Source organism: Streptomyces sp. NPDC001339 (genome assembly GCF_042895955.1).
Taxonomy (GTDB): domain Bacteria; phylum Actinomycetota; class Actinomycetes; order Streptomycetales; family Streptomycetaceae; genus Streptomyces.
On sequence record NZ_JBIAWT010000004.1, the window covers coordinates 226,396 to 242,458 of the forward strand.

Consider the following 16,063-nt stretch of genomic DNA (forward strand, 5'->3'; position numbering starts at 1 on the left):
GGCTGTCATGCGGGTCATGGAGCATCATCGTGTCATCGTGCCCCTACCCTGCCGATCGCGCCGTCTGGAAGTTCTGTGCCCCTCCGTCGCTCCCTGCCGCTCCGCCTCCCGGCACGGGCAGCCGGATGTGTCATGGCGACGGTGGGCGTCATCGCGGCGCTGGTGGCGGGGTGCACCGGGAACGGAACCGGTGAGCCCAAGAGCGCCGGGCGGACGAAGATCGCGTCGGCCCCGGCGCGGCTGTGGCCCGAGCGGTCGCCCGCGCCGCCGCCCTCGCCGGACAAGAACGTCTCGGGCCGGCCCTCGCGGCTCTCCGGGCTGCCCCGGGTGCCGTCCGGCGACATCCGCAGGCTGGACGTGCTGGACGTCGTCAAAGCGCAGATCGCCGAGGACGCCCGCAGTGAGATGCCGACCTTCGAAGACGCCGACGTCCGCAAGATCACCCGCTGCGCCACCGATCGCCGGCACTGCCCCGTACGGACCCCCCAGTACCAGGACCTGACGCACGACGGGAAGAACGAGCTGATCGTCGGCATCGAGGGCAACGAGCACACCCTGACCGTCTGGGCCTACACGATCAAGGGCGGGGTCGTGTACCGGATCCTGGACACCGGCGGCACCCCGCTGTCGATGGAGGTGTCGGACGGCGATGTGATCATGCGGGAGCCCACCGACAAGCCCGGGTACGAGTCCCGCACGGTCCACTCGTGGAACGATGACGACCAGATCATGGAAATCCGGGTCATGGAGTTCGACCGGGCAGTCTCCCCCTCGCCGCGCGCCTCCAAGCCGGGCGCCTCCGAACCGGATGCCTCCAAGGCGGGCTCCGCCTCATCCGGATCCGGATCGCCGGGATCACCTGGATCGCCGGGGTCACCTGGATCGTCCGGGTCCCCATCGCCGGGCCCGTCCCCGTCCGGCTCCCCCTCGCCGAGGCGTACGCCATGAGCCGTACCGCCCGGCGGCGGGCCGCGCTGCGGCTGCCCTCCTGGACGGCGACGCTCTACTGGAAGTTCGCGGTCTTCATCACGGTCATGTGCTGCACCCTCGCCGCACTGCTCGGCATCCTGGTGCATGTCCTGGTCGGCAAGCAGATCGAGAGCCAGGCCCGCTCCTACGCACTGGACAGGCTGGAGCGGACGGTGGACACCTACGTCTCCGGGGAGTCCCTCGGCCGGGATGCCGCGGTGGATCCGCCCGGCCTCCCCCGTGACCTCCGCGAGATGGCCGTACGGAAGAAGCAGCGCGGCACGCAGCTCGCGGACTACCAGGGAACGCCCACCATGTGGGCCGTCGCCCCGGTCGACGGCAACCGGGCGCTGGCCCTGCGCGTGGACTACAGCCGCCGGGCCGCCGCCCTCCGCGGACTGGACCGGGCGATCATCGGTTCCTCGGCCGCCGCGATCGGCGTCACGCTGCTCGTCGGGCTGGTCGCGGTCTCCCGCATCACCCGCCGGCTGCACCACACCGCGCAGGTCGCCCGCCGGATCAGCACCGGTGATCTCGACGCCCGAGTGCGCGACCGGCGTGCCCAGCGGCCCGATCTCGCCCAGGACGAAGCCGCGGCGGTGGCGGCCGCGCTCGACGCGATGGCCGCCAACCTGCAGACCAAGCTGCACAGCGAGCAGCGCTTCACCGCCGATGTCTCCCACGAACTGCGCACCCCGCTCACCGGGCTGCACGCGGCGGCCGAACTGCTGCCGCCCGGCCGTCCGACCGAGATGGTGCAGGAGCGCATCCAGACCATGCGCCGGCTCACCGAGGACCTGCTGGAGATCTCCCGGCTCGACGCCCAGGTCGAGCGCGCCGACCTCGGCGTCCACCAGCTGGGGCCGCTGGCCGAGCGCGCGGTGCGGGCCACGGGGCTGGCGGCCGAGGTCCGGGTCGTACGGGACGCCCGGGTCGAGACCGACCAGCGCCGGCTCGAACGCGTCCTGGGCAACCTGATCACAAACGCGCACAAACACGGCCGCCCGCCGGTGGTGGTGACCGTCGACGGCCCGGTCGTCACCGTACGGGACCACGGGGACGGCTACCCGGACGAGCTGCTCGCTCACGGCCCCCAGCGGTTCAAGACCAGCTCGGGCGACGGCCGGAGGACGGGTCATGGGCTGGGCCTGACCATCGCGGCCGGGCAGGCCCGCGTCCTGGGCACGACGCTGACCTTTTCGAACGCTCCCGACGGCGGCGCGGTGGCCACCCTGGTGCTGTGCTCGGCCTGACCTTCGTGCGGGCGCGGCGGGTCCCCATCACCCGGTGACGCCGAGCAGCGCCAGGGTGATGTTGTCCGGGCCGCCCGCCTCGATCGCGGACTTCCAGAGTTCGAAGGCGGCGCGGCCGTTGTCATGGACGCGGAGGAGTTCACCGAGAGCCTCCTCCGGGACGGGGTCGGTCAGGCCGTCGGTGCAGATCAGGTAGCGGTCTCCGGTGGTGAGCGAGGCGGTGGTGACGTGCGGGGTGATGGCGCTGAACTGGGGCGCCCCGCCGAGTGCCTGGGTGACGAGGGAGGTGGTGCGGCGGCCCGGGGGCAGCGGCGGGCTGTCGTCGACGCTCACCTGCCGCAGGCCGTCCTGGGTCGCGTCGAGGACCCGGCTGTCGCCGACGTTGAAGACGAGGAGGGAGTCGGCGAGGACGACCGCGCCGGCGACCGTGGTGCCCATGGTGAGCAGTTCCGGGTCCTTGTCAGCGGCGGCGTACAACGTGTGATTGCACAGGTCAAGGGCGTCCCGGACGGCTTGCTCGCTGTCGAGCGTCGGACCGCAGGACGCCAGTTGCCGGACGGTGAGCGCGCTGGCGACCTCGCCGCCGGGCTGGCCGCCGATGCCGTCGGCGACCGCGACAACGAGCGGTGTGCCGAGCGGAAAGATCAGCGTCTGCGGGTTCTCGGTGACCGTGCCGCACAGCGTCCAGGGGCCGGCCACCAGGCTGTCCTCGTTGTGGTCACGGAGCAGGCCGGGGTGGCTGAGGGCAGTCACCGTGATGTACGGCATGGCGGGTCCGCCTCCCTTTCCTCTTCCTCAGCGGTCGGCCGGGCCGTCGCCTGTGCCTGTGCCCGTGCCTGTGGCTGTACCCGTGCCTGTGGCTGTACCCGTGCCCGTGCCCGTACCGCCCAGGCTCCGGCGCTGCATGAGCCGGGAGATGTCCCGGCCGGTGACGATGCCGACGAGATGGCCGCCGTCGACGACCAGAATGCGGGGGCCGGTGCGCAGGGTGAGCCGGTTGAGCGCCTCGTCCAGCGGTTCGTCCGGGGCGGCGACCGCGCACTGGGACAGCGGTGCGGCCACCTCGCGGACCCGCAGCGTCTCCCGGTCTGCCTGCGGTACGGCCGCGAGCCGGCCGAGCTGCACCAGACCGCTGGGGCGGCCCTCGAAGTCGAGCAGCGGAATCGCCGAGTGGCGGGTGGTCGCCGCGATCTCGTCGATGAAGCGCTGGACAGTCAGCCAGTCGGCGCCGGTGTCCGCCGGGCTGGACATGGCGTCGGCGACCCGTGCGCCGCGCAGCGAGGTGGTCAGCACGGCACGGCGCCGTTCCGCCCCGGCGACGATCACGATGAAGAGGCCGATGAAGACGATCCACAGTCCGCCCGGTGCACCGCGCAGGACGGAGATCCAGCCGGCGGCCGTCATCAGCAGGCCCATGATCTGGCCACCGCGGGAGGCCGCCAGATCGGCCCGTTCGCGGTCTCCGGTACGCCACCACAGGACCGCCTGCACCACCCGTCCGCCGTCGAGCGGTACGGCGGGCAGCAGATTGAAGACGGCGAGGAAGAGATTGGCCCAGCCGAGCCAGAGCAGGATCACGGCGGGGAGCTCCGCCCAGCCCGGGAGATACCGCAACCCGATGCCGGCGCCGAGCGCGACGCCGCCGATGATCATGCTGGTGAGCGGGCCGCTGAGGGCCACCGCCAGGGCCGCGGCCGCGGTCTGCGGGCGGCCCATGCGGGTCGTCCCGCCCAGTGCCCAGAGCGTGACGTCCTCGACCGAGATCTTCTTCCGTAGGGCGGTCGCCGCATGGGCCGTCTCATGGAGCAGCAGGCTGCCGGTCAGCAGCGCGGCCCCGGCGACGCCGCCGACGGCGTAGACGAGGTCCGAGCGTCCGGGTATCCACGCGGGCAGGGCCTGCCTGCCGAGTCCGAACGCGAACAGGCCCACCAGCAGGGGCACGCTCCAGTGCATGCGCAGCGGGACCCCGACCACACGTCCGATCCGGACAGAGCCGTTCATTTCCTCCTCACCCACCACAATTGTCGCTCATGACATCCAGGGCCTGTCCTACGCTGGACGGTGACGGAGGCTGCCATGCCCGGACGACCGGAGGTGCGCCATGGGGAACAGCCACCACTTCCACCTGGACCAGGGGGGACACTCGATCACCGTGAACGTGGGCCCCGGCCGGGACGGTGAGATCGAGCTGCTGGTCAACGGCAAGGTCGTCGCGTACCAGAAGGATCACCAGCCGGGGATGAACGTCCTGACCGGCGAACTCCCCGACGAGCCCGCCCACCCCTTCCGCATCCTGCTCCGCCAGCCGCGCCTCATCCCCTCGGTGCCCCGCTGCATCCTGCTGATGGACGGCGTGGAGCACCCGATGCCGGAGCGACTGGTGATCTGAGCCCGCAGCTCAGCCCACCGCCGCACGCAGCGTGCGGCTACCGGGGCGGACGCGCACCCCGTGGATCGTGTCAGGGCCTACGTCAATACCGCGCAGCGCCATCGGATGCGGGATGTGAGCTCAGACGAGGTCCGTCGGGTCAGTGTTGGCTCCACAGAGCCCCAGAGCGACGGACTCGCCGGGGGCGGGCGTGTAGGCGCCGGAGGTCAGGACGGCCACGCGGTTGCCGCGGCGTGCTCGACGGCCAAGCGTCGGTGATCCCAGAGCATCTCGCGGGCGGTGATGATCTGCTCGTCGGTCACCAGGACCGATCGCACGTCACCGGCTGCGGCCGCATGCAGCGCCATGCGGGAGTTACGGCGAGCCCCGACTGAGTCCGCAGCCACAGAGTCCACGTCGACGTCCACCACGTCCCCAGCTTCAATTGCCGCGTTCAGGGCCCGGCAGTTCTCGCCTCACCCTGCTGAACACTTGTTGACCGAATAGAAGTCTCCCTTCCCGGGGTAAACAGCTCGCGAGTGACTCCGCCCACGACTGGAGTCGCGGGCTTCCTGCGTCGCTGGCTATGCAGCGCCGCAGAGGACCAGCCCGGCCCTATGCAGGACGTTCAGCGCGCCCACGCGGTCGGCGTTTTCGACGAACCTGCAGTTGACGCACTCGAACTTTGCTTGGGTGATGCGGTTCTCCTTCGCGACGTGCCCGCATCCGCCTAACGCTGGCGGGCACATGCGGGAGGTGTTGCGGGCGTCCACCGGGATCACGCGGCGAGCGGCACTCTCAGCCTTCTGCGCCAGGATTCCGAGGAAGATCCCCCAACCCGCATCCAGGATGCTCTTGTTCAGCCCGGCCTTCGCGGCAGCCCCGTTCGGCAGGAACGCACCGTCCTGCTCAGGGTCGGGCTTGGGCACGGGCGCTTTGGTCATGCCCGCCGTGTTCAGCCGCTCGTGCCCGATCACGTCGTGCTCACACACGAGCGCCAAGGCGGCCTTGTGGTGGTGGTCCAGTCGCTGCCGCCGGATCTTCGCGTGCAGCTTCGCAACCCGTCGGGCTGCGGCACGGTGCCTCTTCGTACGGCGCCGGACGCGATGGGGAAACGTCGACAGTCGCCGCTGCGCTTCGGCCAGCTCCTCGGCGGACCGCTCCAGGAAGCGGGGGTTTTCGACGTGCTCACCGCCCGAGGTGGTGAGGAAGTGCGTGACGCCCATGTCGATGCCGACGATCGAGCCGGTGGGCGGCAGAGGTTCGGCGGGCACCTCGTCGCAGGCGAGGACGACATACCAGCGGCGCCCTTCCCGCTTCACCGAGATCGTCTTGACTCGGCCTTTCACCGGCCGGTGCTGGTGCACCCGGACGTGGCCGACGCCTTGCAGCCGTACACGGGTCTGCTTGTCGTGCGGGGTGGAGTCCCAACGGCACCCGTCCCCGTCCTTCGGAAACGTGACGGTGTCGAAGTGCCCGACGCCCTTGAAGCGGGGGTACCCCGGCGTGAGACCGGCTTTGACCCGCTTGAAGAACGCTTGGAACGCCTTGTCCAGCCGCCGCAAGGTGGCCTGCTGCGAGGAGAACGACCAGCGGCCCTGACGCTCCGGGTCGAAAGCACGGATCTCCTTGAGCTGCGCGGACTGGTCCCCGTACCTGACCGAGGTCTTGGAGACGTGCCGGTAGGCATCGCGGCGTTCCTGCAAGGCGCCGTTGTACAGGGAGCAGTGATCGGCGAGCATCGCCCGCAACGCGGCTTCCTGCCCAGCGGTGGGCCGCATGAGGAACTTGTACGCACGCATCAACCCGGCCCACCCCCTCGGTTCCGCCTGGTCGCGGCTGATGCGATCACCCTACTGACCGCCACTGACAACGCAGGGAACTCCGCCGCTTCGCGGCTCCGATCCAAGGATTCGATTCCCCCACCGGCCAAAGCCGACGGTCCCCTCGAAAGAAAGTCTGATGGAAAGGGTTTTAGGGCCTGTCCGATGGGTCAGGGTCGGATAGGCCCTAGGGCCGCTCAGGTGGGACTGCGGCCCGTTCGATGACGCGCATTCCGCGCAGGGGAGGGACCGTCCGCGATGAACGCTGCCCCTCTGCACCCGGAACCGATACGTCCGGAACCGCTGCTTCTGCGACCGCACTTGGAGCCGCCGCTGGCGTCGCTGCTGAGCGCGTCGGCGTTCCTCCACTCGCTCGTCGACGCACTGGGTTCGCCGCTCAATGTCGTCCTCCCGGAGCGGCTGGCCGGGAACGTCGAGCGGTTCCGCGCCGTGCACCGGCGGCACAGCCTGGCCGGCCAGGTGTTCTTCGCGCACAAGGCGAATCGTTCGAGCGCCCTGGTGCGCCGGCTCGCGGCGACCGGCGCCGGTATCGATGTGGCGTCGCTGGGTGAGTTGCAGCACGCGCTGGGAGCCGGCTTCGCGCCGGACCGGATCATGGCAACGGGGCCCAAGGATCCGGAGTTCCGCTGGCTCGCCGCGCTGAGCGGGGTCACCGTCGGCGTCGACGGCCAGGAGGAGCTGGCCGAACTCGCCGCCCTCGTCCGCGGCCGCGGCCTGGCCCGGCTGCGGGTCCTGCTGCGGCTGTCGGGATTCGAGGCGGCGTCCGGGATCACGGTGCGCTCACGGCAGAGCCGCTTCGGGACGTCCGCGAAGGCGCTGGACGGGCTGCTGGACGAGCTGGTGCGGCACAAGGACGTCATCGAACCGGTCGGAGTGGCCTACCACCTCGACACCACCAGCCTCGACGAGAAGGCGATCGCGCTCGAAGGCTGTCTGCGGGCGTTGGACGTCTTACGGCGCCGATGGGGGGACCTCCCAGGCCCGGCGGGCAAGGGGGGTGCCCGGCCGTGGGCCATCGACATCGGAGGCGGCTTCGGCACCAACTACCTTGCCCGCGCCGAGGACTGGGACCGCTACACCACCGCCCTCACCCACGCCGTACTGGGCCGCCGACCGCCCCTGACCTGGCACGGGCACGGCTACGGCCTGCGGGTCGAGAACGGCACCCTGCGCGGCGCGCTGAGCCTGTACCCCGCCCACCGCCCGCTCTCCGGTGCCGCCTATCTGGACGCGCTGCTGTCCCGGCCCGCCGCGGCGCTCGACGGCCGCCCGCTGGGCACCCTGCTGCTGGAAAACCTCTACGACCTCTACAGCGAGCCCGGCCGGGCGCTGGTCGACCAGTGCGGACTGTCCCTGGCCAGGGTGCTGGAGGTGCGGCGGACGGACACCGGCGACCGGATCGTACGGCTGGCCATGACGGCCGGCGACGTCGCGCTGGAGGAACACGGGGTCCTGATGGACCCGGTGCTGGTACCCCGTGACGGCACACCGGCCGACACCGGGGCCAACTCCCCGTCCGGCGCGGAGCCGTCCGCCGTGTACCTCGCCGGCAGCCTCTGCCTGGAGGCCGACCTGATCACCCGCAGAGCCGTCTTCCTGCCCCGTCTTCCGCGCCCGGGCGATCTGCTCGCGTTCGCCAACACCGCCGGATACTGCATGGACTTCAGCGCCACCAGCGCGCAGCGACAGCCCGTCGCACGCAAGGCCGCCGCCTGGGAGGAGGGCGGTTCCTGGCGCTGGTGCCTCGATGAGCGGTACTGGCCGATCTCACCGTCAGGGGGACTTCAGGCATGAGGTACGACAGCATCACCGACGCCATCGGCGACACCCCATTGGTCCGTATCGATCCGGCGGTGCACGGTCTGCGTCATATCGACCTCTACGCAAAGCTGGAGATGCTCAACCCGTTCGGCTCGGTCAAGGACCGGGCGGCCTGGCATATGGCACGGCCGGGGCTGCCGGACGCGGTCGAGCGCGGTGCGACCGTCATCGAGCTGTCCAGCGGGAACACCGCCAAGGCACTGGCCGTGATCGCGGGCATGCACGGCCTGTCGTTCAAGAGCGTCACCAACCGGATGCGGGTCCCGGAGATCAAGGAGCTGCTTCTGCTGCTGGGCGCGGAGATCGAGGAGTTGCCCGGACAGACCGAGTGCCTCGACCCCACCGACGCCGAGGACCCGCTCACCCTCTTCCACCAGGAGCTGTCCCGGCCCGGCAGCCCGAGCCTGCACACCGACCAGTACTTCAATGCCCTCAACACCGAGGCGCACGCGACCGGCACCGGGCCGGAGATCCTGGCCGACCTCGGCGGCCGGGCCCCGGACTGGTTCTTCGCCTGCGTGGGCACCGCCGGATCGTCCACGGGGGTGGCCAGGGTGCTGCGCGCCCACGACCCGGCGGTACGGGTGGTCGGGCTGGTCGGCCAGAAGTCCGACTTCATACCGGGCATCCGCAATGTCGACGAGGTGCACGAGGTGGGCCTGTTCGACCCGGCCACGTACGACACGATCGAAGCGGTCGACGCCGACGAGGCGATCGACGGGATGCTGACACTGATCCGCCGCTGCGGTCTGCTCTCCGGCCCCACGGGCGGCGCCGCGTACCACGGCGCGGTACGTCATCTCCGCGCGGTGGAGGCCGAGTTGACCGGGTCCGCTCCCCGGCCTCCTGCCCCCCGGACCGCCGTCTTCATCATCTGTGACCGCGTCGAGAGCTACCTCAGCTACATCCGCGAGCGCCGCCCCGAGCTGCTGGGCCGCCCGCCGGTGAAGAACTCCGTGGCCACCCTCACCGATGCCGAGGTGCGCGCGGCCACCGCCCTCGACACCGCCGACGCCCAGAAGTGGATCGCCACCGAACATCCGCTGGTGGTGGACCTGCGCGGCCCGTTCGCGTACGCCGCACTGCACATCGACGGCTCGGTCAACATCGTCGACGAGCTCTTCGACGAACTCCTCCGCGGCGGCCTGCCGTTCAGCAAGCGGCAGCCGGTCCTGCTGGCCTGTCCGGTCGGCGAGAAGTCCGCGCGGTACGCGGCGCTGCTGACCCGTATGGGCCACCCCGATGTCCGCAGCCTGGCGGGCGGCATCATCGCCTGGCGCGACGCCGGCGCTCCCCTGGTGCGTGACTGACATGGGGGGCACAGGTCGCCCTATGGACAGCACCTCGGACGGCACCTCGGACGACACCCCGGACGGCACCCCGGACGGCACCTCGGACGGCACTTCGGACGACCTGGCAGACCTGCGATCGTGGCAGGCGCCGCTGCGCGCCCAGTTCCCGATCATCACGGCTCACCCGGAGCTGGCCTACCTCGACAACGCGGCCACCTCGCAGAAGCCACAGGCCGTCCTGGACGCCGTGCACACCTACCTCACCACTTCCAACGCCAACGCCGGCCGCGGCACGTACCCCTGGGCCAACGCCACCACGGCCCTGGTCGAGCGGACCCGCGACCAGGTCAAACGCTTCCTCCACGACCCGGACCCCGGCCGCTCCGCCGTCCACTTCACCAGCGGCACCACCGAGGGCCTCCGCACCGTCGCCCTCGACTGGCTGCCCGCCCTCCTCACCGACGGCGACGAGATCATCGTCCCGTTCGCCGACCACCGGGCGAATCTCGACCCCTGGCTGGAGGCCCAGCAGCTGCTGAGCCGGCGCGGCACCCACATCCAGGTCCGCCAACTCCCTTACCAGACAAGTTCCGGCGACTACGACCCGGCGGCGCTCGCCGCCCACCTCACCCCCCACACCCGCTTCATCGCGGCCACCCACGTCCACCACGTCTACGGCGGCGACATGAACGTCCACCGCCTCCGCGAGACGGCCGGCCCGGACATCCCCATCTGCCTCGACGCCGCCCAGAGCGTCGGCCATCTCCCGGTCTCCCTGGCCGAACTCGACGTGGATTTCGTGGTGTTCTCCGGGCACAAGGCGCTGGCCCCGCCGGGCACCGGCGCCCTCTGGTCCCGGGGGGCACGCGGCCCCGCCTTCCGCCCCGGAGGCTGGCCGGGCACCCCCAACACCGCCGGTATCGCCGGGCTGGCGGCGGCCCTGGACTGGCTGGACGCGGCGGGTCCGGACCGTATCGAACGCTGGACGGTGGCGCTCGCCGCCCGGCTGACCGACGGCCTGAGCCGGCTGGCTCCGTACCAGATCCTCGGCTGCCGGGCGAGCCTGCCGGCCGCATCCGAGGTCCAGCGCCGCCGCAGCATCGTCACCTTCCGGCACCGCGACATCAGCTCCAACGACCTGGGCTTCATCCTCTACAGCCATGGCTTCATGGTCCGCTCCGACCACCACTGCCAGGCCGGCACGGACGCCGGTGCGAAGGACGGCTCCGTACGGGTGAGCCTGCACGTGCACAACACCCCCGAGGAGGTGGACGCGCTACTCTCCACCCTCACCAGTCTGCAATGATTTTCACAATCAATCAGTGACGATCATCGTTGTGACCATGGGTGTGATGCTGCGGTGTCGGGGACGGCGACGGGGATGGGACAGGGGCCGGGCGGAACGCCGGAGGTACGGGGCACTTCCGGCGTGAGCGTGGGCGCTTCCGGCGCGAGTGCGGGCACTTCCGGCGTGAGGGTGGGGACTTCCGGCGTGAGTACGGGTCCTTCCGGCGTGAGTGCGGGCACTTCCAGCGTGAGGGTGGGCACTTCCGGCGTGAGTATGGCGACCGCGGCCCGCTGGGTGCACCGCTGGGAGGAGCAGCAACAGCGGTACGCGGTCGACCGCGACGAGCGGCTCACCGTGATCGCCGATGTGGTCGAGCACATCACCGCCGGCCGCCCCGCCCCCCTCATCGTCGACCTCGGCTGCGGTCCGGGCGCCCTGGCGGCCCGTCTCGCCGGCCGGCTGCCGCACGCCGAGATCGTGGCCGTCGACGCCGACCCCCTCCTCCTCGAACTGGGCCGCTCGCACTACGGCTCCGCCGCTCGCTACGTCGAAGCCGTGATCGGCCGCCCCGGCTGGCTCGACGCCCTCGCCCTGGACCGCCCGCTCGACGCGGCCGTCTCCACCACGGCGCTGCACTACCTCGACGAACCGGCCCTCCGCCAGGTCTACCGGGACCTGGCGGACCGCCTCCGCCCCGGCGGCGTCCTCGTCAACGGCGACCATCTCTGCCAGGACGCCGAGCGGATCACCGAGCTGGCCCGCACCATCGGCCACCGCCGCGCCGAACGGCTACGCGCCTTCACGCACGAGGACTGGGACTCCTGGTGGGCCGCCGCCGGCACCGACCCCGAACTGGCCGCCCTGCTCGACGAACGCCGCAGCCGTCCCCTGCCCACCAGCGCAGGCGAGGACCTGACCCTCTCGGGCCACACCGCCCTGCTGCGCGAGGCCGGCTTCGCGCAGATCGGCGCGGTCTGGCAGTTCGGCAACAGCCACATCCTGGTGGCGGTGCGCTGAGGCGGCGGCAGCCCGGTCGGCAAGGGCGGCGCTGACGTAGGCGCAGTTGGGCCAGGCGGACATTCCGCGCTCGCGGACAATGCGCTCACCGATGGCGATCTGTTCCTCGCGGCTGGCGAGGTCGGCGCGCGGGGCGTAGCGGTCGCCGCCGTAGGCGCGCCAGGTGGCGGGGTCGATCTGCAGGCCGCCGTGGTAGCCGTTGCCGGTGTTGATGTGCCAGCGGCCGCCTGACTCGCAGAAGGCGATGCGCTCCCAGTCGGGTACCGGCGGGCCGGCGGATACGGCTGGGCCACCGGACAGGGACGGGCCACCGGACACGGACGGGCCGGCAGCGGCCGGGGCGGCCAGGCCGAGGGCGGCCAGCGGGACGAGCAGCAGGCACAGCAGCGTCCCGGCGGGCCGCCTGATGACGGGTGACGGGGACCAGGGGGCGGGGTGCGGCGGGGGCCGTACGGCGAGGGGTGAGGGGGACCGTTCGGCGGGGTGCGGCAGGGAACGTTCAGGGGGGTGTGACGGCATCACGGGAATCCTCCGCAGTGCTCCGGCAACGCCGTGGCGGACCAGCCGCCACGGCCGGGGTCACGCCCCAACTAACCCGCCAATAGGCTTTTCAGCTCTCCCGCGCGGTGCGACATGCGCGTGTTTCACCCAGGTGGGCGCAGGGGAGCCCAGGGGAGGCGGTGCGCGGATCTGCCCCAGCTGCTTGAGCCGCCCGATCCGCTTGAGCTGCTTGAGCTGCTTGAGCTCTCCCCTCGGTCACGGCGTGCCTTCGCAATTCCGTACCACCTCGCCCGGCAGGGCCGAGCCCTTCTCGATGACGTCCGCGAGCGCACGGGCCACCGGGGCGGAGCACTCGCCGAGGTTCAACAGCGCGTAGCCGTCACCGTCGAGGCGCCGGACAGGGCGGACGTCCATCGCGGGAAGCTGGATACCCGCGTGCCGCAGTGCCCTGCGGAGGGCGTGATGCGCCTCCTCCGCTTCCCTGACCTTCTCCGCCTTCTTCGTCTTCTCCGCCGTATCCGCCGTATCCGCCGTCTCCGCCGTCTCCGCTGTCTCCGCTGTCTTCGTCGTCTGCGCCGCGTCCGTCGCTCGGGTCGTCGTCACCGCTTGCCGCTCCGTCGTCATGGATTCTGCTCCGTCCGGCCCATGCCCTTCTGCGGTACGGGCCTTGGCCACTATGCGTGTTCCGGGCAGTACCAGAATGGCCCTGGAACGCATATCGGCGCCGCACACCGGCTGTTTTTCCCTCCACGCGATGACGTGGGACAGCGGCGCACGACGGCACACGACGGCGCGCGGCAGCGCGCAGTTAGAAATCCGGGGGATGGGACTCCGGGGAAACTCCTGCGGCGATCTCCGGAGGTTCAACTCCGGACGTTTTATGGGTGGTTCACGTCGGCCGGTGTTTCACGTGAAACACCGCTACGTCGTCCGTTCCGTACGCATCGTCCGTGACTGCGCATCATCCGCGCTGTACGCATCGTCCGCGCCGTAGGCGTATACCGCTCAGGCATGCACCGCTCAGGCGCGTACCGCTCCGCTGGGTACCGCTCAGATGGTGCGGGCGGTGGGTGCGTGGCGACGGGCCGCGGGGATGATCGCGGCACGCGCGTCCGCATACGTACCGCTGTGCCGCTTGGCTCCGCCACGCGCGGTGGACAGCGGCTCGATGCCGCGGATACGGCGGCTGCGCAGGCCCGGAGAGGCTCCGTGCGCCTCGGCGCTGATGCGCTGCTTGATCGTCGGCGGCAGCTCCGGCCGAGCGAACGTCCAGCCCACAGGCCAGCCTTGGCCGTACAGCGGTACGGAGCGTGGCGCGGGAACGCGGGGCACGGCTCGCGCGGCCGGCACCACAGGAGTGCCTGCGTCCGGGTCACGGTCGGGTTCGGGCTCGGCGCGGCGCACCGCCTCGGGGACCTCGTCTCCGGGGGTGCCGGTGCCCGTGGTCCCGTCGCCCAAGGTCCGCTCGTACAGCGCGGCCTCACGACGCGCGGCCGACGCCGGCGCGGAGACACCCAGGGCTGCCAGCAGCTTGCCGAGCAGGGCAAGGCACATCGCCCAGAACTTCATGACCTTGGTCGCAGCCATGGTCCCTCGCTTTCGGTCAGGATCTCCCCGAGAGATCCGTTGCTTCCTCTGCGCTGCTACGCCAGCGCTTGCTTCTCGCCGTATGCGCGTACTTCCGTTGCGCTGCCTCAGTTGCACCGCTCCGCTCGTCTCGCTACGGTGCGCCGCTTCTGTTGCGTTTTCTTATGATGAGTACGCAATGGGAGGATTCACGGACCGACGCCCCCGGATCGGCGTTCTTCCGATGAACACCACCCGTCCGCAGTAGCCACCGCGGTCAATCCGCAGGTAGGGGTGACCGTCAGCGGCGGTCGACGGAGCGGTGAGGCCGCTGCGAGCGCACTGGGCAGGGCACCGGCGGATGCGCACAGCGGAGTCTCGGGTTACGGCCGCCCTGCCCCCAGGTGCCCCTCCCCCGGGCGCCCCTTCCCCAGCCGGCGAACCGGCCTCGTCAGACCGCCGGGCGGTGAACCGGCCTCGTCAGACCGCCGGGCGGTGAACCGATCACGTCAGGCCGCCCGCCGGTTCAAGCGGGCGTCGGCTGCCCTGTGCGGGCCATTTCCGCCATGAGGCGGACGGCCTCGGCTTCGGGGGTATCGGGCGGGATGATCGCGAGGTCCCACCGGCCGTGGCCGGTGGAGACCAGGCAGATGGTGTCCGGCCCCGGACGGCGGGCGGCGGTCCGGCGGAGGCGGACCACATGGCCGGAGACGAGGATGTGGGCGGGGAACGCGGGCCAGCCGGTTCCGTTGACGGTGGCATGGGTGATCCGCGGCCAGTCGAACGGCAACGCGCTGAGCAGATCGGGGAGTTCGTCCAGGAGGTCGGCCGAGTGCGGCCACCAGGCGCCGTCGATGCGCCGCACCGTGTCGGCGTGCGGGGCAATGGCCAGGCGGGCGATGGGCGGCGGAGCGTGGTGCGGGGGCCAGGCCGGGCGGGCCCGGTCCGCGGGGTCGGGGTCGGTGGTCATGCGGGGGCTCCTGATACGGCGGGCCGCTACCCGGTCGTGGTCACCGGTCCTTGCCCTTACCGGTGCCGGTACCGGCACCGGAAGGGGACGGCGGACCGGTCGTACGGGGGCCGGGGCGGGCTCCGTCGTACGGCCGCCCGTGCACCCGCTGCCGCATCGACCGCTTCCAGTCCGCGTACCGGTGATGGGTGGCCATCCGACCGGCTGTCTGGGCATTGACCCGGTGGATGAACAGCACGCCCAGCGCAACCAGCGCCAGCAGCACGACCACGGTCAACAGAGTCTGCATGGTGCTCACCTCACCGAATCCCTCGGTATGCCTCGGCTCGCCTCGGTGTCCCTGGGCTTCCTGCGGCCTTCTTCGGCCTTCTTCGGTGTACCGGTGGTTTCCACGGTCCGGTGGTTCCACGGTACCCCGCAGCGCCCCCGCAAACCCCCCTATAGACGTTGATACTTCTTTCCCACGTCGATACTTCCTGCCGACGCCAATACCTCTCGATGCGCCCCGTACCGCTCCCCCCGCCACTCCCAGCGGGGGGCACCGGAGGTCTCAGCGGGGGCCATCGAAGGCAAACATCTACAACACTGTAGATTTTACTTACGCATGACCATTGCTGCCTGACCATTTCTTCATCGACGGAGGAGATTCCCATGGCCCTGTGGGACCGGATCAAGGATTCCGCGCAGACGATGCAGTCCCAGCTCGTCGCCACGAAGAACGAGCTCAAGAGCGGCGCCTTCCGCGACGCGAGCATGGCGATGTGCGCGCTGGTGGCCGCCGCCGACGGCACCATCGACCCGTCGGAGCGCCGACGGGTGGCGCAGCTCATCGCGTCCAACGAAGTGCTGCAGAACTTCGCGGCGGACGATCTCCAGCGCCGCTTCGACGGCTACCTCGACAAGCTCACCGCGGACTTCGACTTCGGCAAGGTGAGCGTGTTGCAGGAGGTGGGCAAGGTGAAGAAGAAGCCGACCGAGGCGCGTGCCGTGATCCAGATCGGCATCGTGATCGGCGGCGCGGACGGGAACTTCGACAAGACGGAGCAGGCAGTGGTGCGCGAGGCGTGCTTCGCGCTGGGCGTCGCGCCGGCGGAGTTCGACCTCTGAGACCCGAGCGCGGGGAGGGGCGGGCCGTCAGCCGACGACCCGCCCCCGAACCAGGTCAGCCCTCAGA

Annotated in this window: 15 protein-coding genes and 2 pseudogenes; 8 read left to right on the forward strand and 9 right to left on the reverse strand. The window is 70.9% G+C overall.

Features of this window, described 5'->3' with window-relative positions; genetic code table 11:
• Nucleotides 1-132 precede the first annotated feature (132 nt).
• Entirely contained in the window at nucleotides 133-948 is an 816-nt protein-coding gene (locus ACFY12_RS13220) for a hypothetical protein (protein ID WP_390715886.1), read from the forward strand.
• Nucleotides 945-2,222, forward strand: a complete 1,278-nt coding sequence (locus ACFY12_RS13225) for a sensor histidine kinase (RefSeq protein ID WP_390715887.1) — start codon at nucleotides 945-947, stop codon at nucleotides 2,220-2,222. The genes ACFY12_RS13220 and ACFY12_RS13225 overlap by 4 nt, the downstream gene beginning before the upstream one ends.
• 27 nt (nucleotides 2,223-2,249) lie before the next feature.
• Here ACFY12_RS13225 and ACFY12_RS13230 read toward each other — a convergent pair whose 3' ends face one another.
• Both ACFY12_RS13230 and ACFY12_RS13235 read right to left on the reverse strand, forming a co-directional pair.
• Nucleotides 2,250-2,990: a PP2C family protein-serine/threonine phosphatase gene (locus tag ACFY12_RS13230; RefSeq protein ID WP_390715888.1), complete on the reverse strand. Its 741-nt coding sequence runs from the start codon at nucleotides 2,988-2,990 to the stop codon at nucleotides 2,250-2,252.
• Between the two features lie 27 nt (nucleotides 2,991-3,017).
• A complete protein-coding gene (locus ACFY12_RS13235; RefSeq protein ID WP_390715889.1) occupies nucleotides 3,018-4,223 on the reverse strand; it encodes a site-2 protease family protein in 1,206 nt (401 codons plus the stop codon).
• A gap of 100 nt (nucleotides 4,224-4,323) precedes the next feature.
• On the opposite strand from ACFY12_RS13235, the gene ACFY12_RS13240 reads away from it, so the two are divergent.
• Nucleotides 4,324-4,611, forward strand: coding sequence for a hypothetical protein (locus ACFY12_RS13240; RefSeq protein WP_390715890.1), 288 nt, complete (start codon nucleotides 4,324-4,326; stop codon nucleotides 4,609-4,611).
• Between the two features lie 120 nt (nucleotides 4,612-4,731).
• Here the strand turns inward: ACFY12_RS13240 and ACFY12_RS13245 are convergent.
• Together ACFY12_RS13245 and ACFY12_RS13250 are read right to left on the reverse strand one after the other, a co-directional pair.
• Nucleotides 4,732-5,063: pseudogene (locus ACFY12_RS13245) on the reverse strand (pyridoxal-phosphate dependent enzyme); the annotation flags it as partial.
• Between the two features lie 111 nt (nucleotides 5,064-5,174).
• On the reverse strand, nucleotides 5,175-6,395 hold the full coding sequence (locus tag ACFY12_RS13250; protein WP_390715891.1) for an RNA-guided endonuclease InsQ/TnpB family protein: 1,221 nt from the start codon (nucleotides 6,393-6,395) through the stop codon (nucleotides 5,175-5,177).
• 276 nt (nucleotides 6,396-6,671) lie between these two features.
• On the opposite strand from ACFY12_RS13250, the gene ACFY12_RS13255 reads away from it, so the two are divergent.
• The 4 genes from ACFY12_RS13255 to ACFY12_RS13270 all read left to right on the forward strand — a co-directional run bounded on the left by ACFY12_RS13255 (nucleotide 6,672) and on the right by ACFY12_RS13270 (nucleotide 11,852).
• A complete protein-coding gene (locus ACFY12_RS13255; RefSeq protein WP_390715892.1) occupies nucleotides 6,672-8,228 on the forward strand; it encodes a Y4yA family PLP-dependent enzyme in 1,557 nt (518 codons plus the stop codon).
• Nucleotides 8,225-9,565, forward strand: a complete 1,341-nt coding sequence (locus ACFY12_RS13260; protein ID WP_390715893.1) for a pyridoxal-phosphate dependent enzyme — start codon at nucleotides 8,225-8,227, stop codon at nucleotides 9,563-9,565. The genes ACFY12_RS13255 and ACFY12_RS13260 overlap by 4 nt, the downstream gene beginning before the upstream one ends.
• Nucleotides 9,566-9,587: 22 nt before the next feature.
• Entirely contained in the window at nucleotides 9,588-10,853 is a 1,266-nt protein-coding gene (locus ACFY12_RS13265) for an aminotransferase class V-fold PLP-dependent enzyme (RefSeq protein WP_390715894.1), read from the forward strand.
• Between the two features lie 255 nt (nucleotides 10,854-11,108).
• Nucleotides 11,109-11,852 carry a class I SAM-dependent methyltransferase gene (locus ACFY12_RS13270; RefSeq protein WP_390716267.1) on the forward strand — a complete coding sequence of 248 codons (744 nt, stop codon included), beginning with the start codon at nucleotides 11,109-11,111 and terminating at the stop codon, nucleotides 11,850-11,852.
• Nucleotides 11,853-11,906: 54 nt separating this feature from the next.
• On the opposite strand, the pseudogene ACFY12_RS13275 reads toward ACFY12_RS13270, so the two are convergent.
• The 5 genes and pseudogenes from ACFY12_RS13275 to ACFY12_RS13295 form a co-directional block, all read right to left on the reverse strand.
• A pseudogene (locus ACFY12_RS13275) lies at nucleotides 11,907-12,371 on the reverse strand (transglycosylase family protein); the annotation flags it as partial.
• Between the two features lie 237 nt (nucleotides 12,372-12,608).
• Nucleotides 12,609-12,956: a hypothetical protein gene (locus tag ACFY12_RS13280; protein ID WP_390715895.1), complete on the reverse strand. Its 348-nt coding sequence runs from the start codon at nucleotides 12,954-12,956 to the stop codon at nucleotides 12,609-12,611.
• Nucleotides 12,957-13,403: 447 nt separating this feature from the next.
• Nucleotides 13,404-13,940 (reverse strand): DUF6344 domain-containing protein, encoded by a 537-nt coding sequence (locus ACFY12_RS13285; RefSeq protein ID WP_390715896.1) that lies wholly within the window; start codon nucleotides 13,938-13,940, stop codon nucleotides 13,404-13,406.
• Nucleotides 13,941-14,445: 505 nt separating this feature from the next.
• Entirely contained in the window at nucleotides 14,446-14,889 is a 444-nt protein-coding gene (locus tag ACFY12_RS13290) for a DUF5994 family protein (RefSeq protein WP_390715897.1), read from the reverse strand.
• A gap of 40 nt (nucleotides 14,890-14,929) precedes the next feature.
• A complete protein-coding gene (locus ACFY12_RS13295; RefSeq protein WP_390715898.1) occupies nucleotides 14,930-15,178 on the reverse strand; it encodes a hypothetical protein in 249 nt (82 codons plus the stop codon).
• 362 nt (nucleotides 15,179-15,540) lie between these two features.
• On the opposite strand from ACFY12_RS13295, the gene ACFY12_RS13300 reads away from it, so the two are divergent.
• Nucleotides 15,541-15,996 carry a tellurite resistance TerB family protein gene (locus ACFY12_RS13300; protein ID WP_390715899.1) on the forward strand — a complete coding sequence of 152 codons (456 nt, stop codon included), beginning with the start codon at nucleotides 15,541-15,543 and terminating at the stop codon, nucleotides 15,994-15,996.
• Nucleotides 15,997-16,063 lie beyond the last annotated feature (67 nt).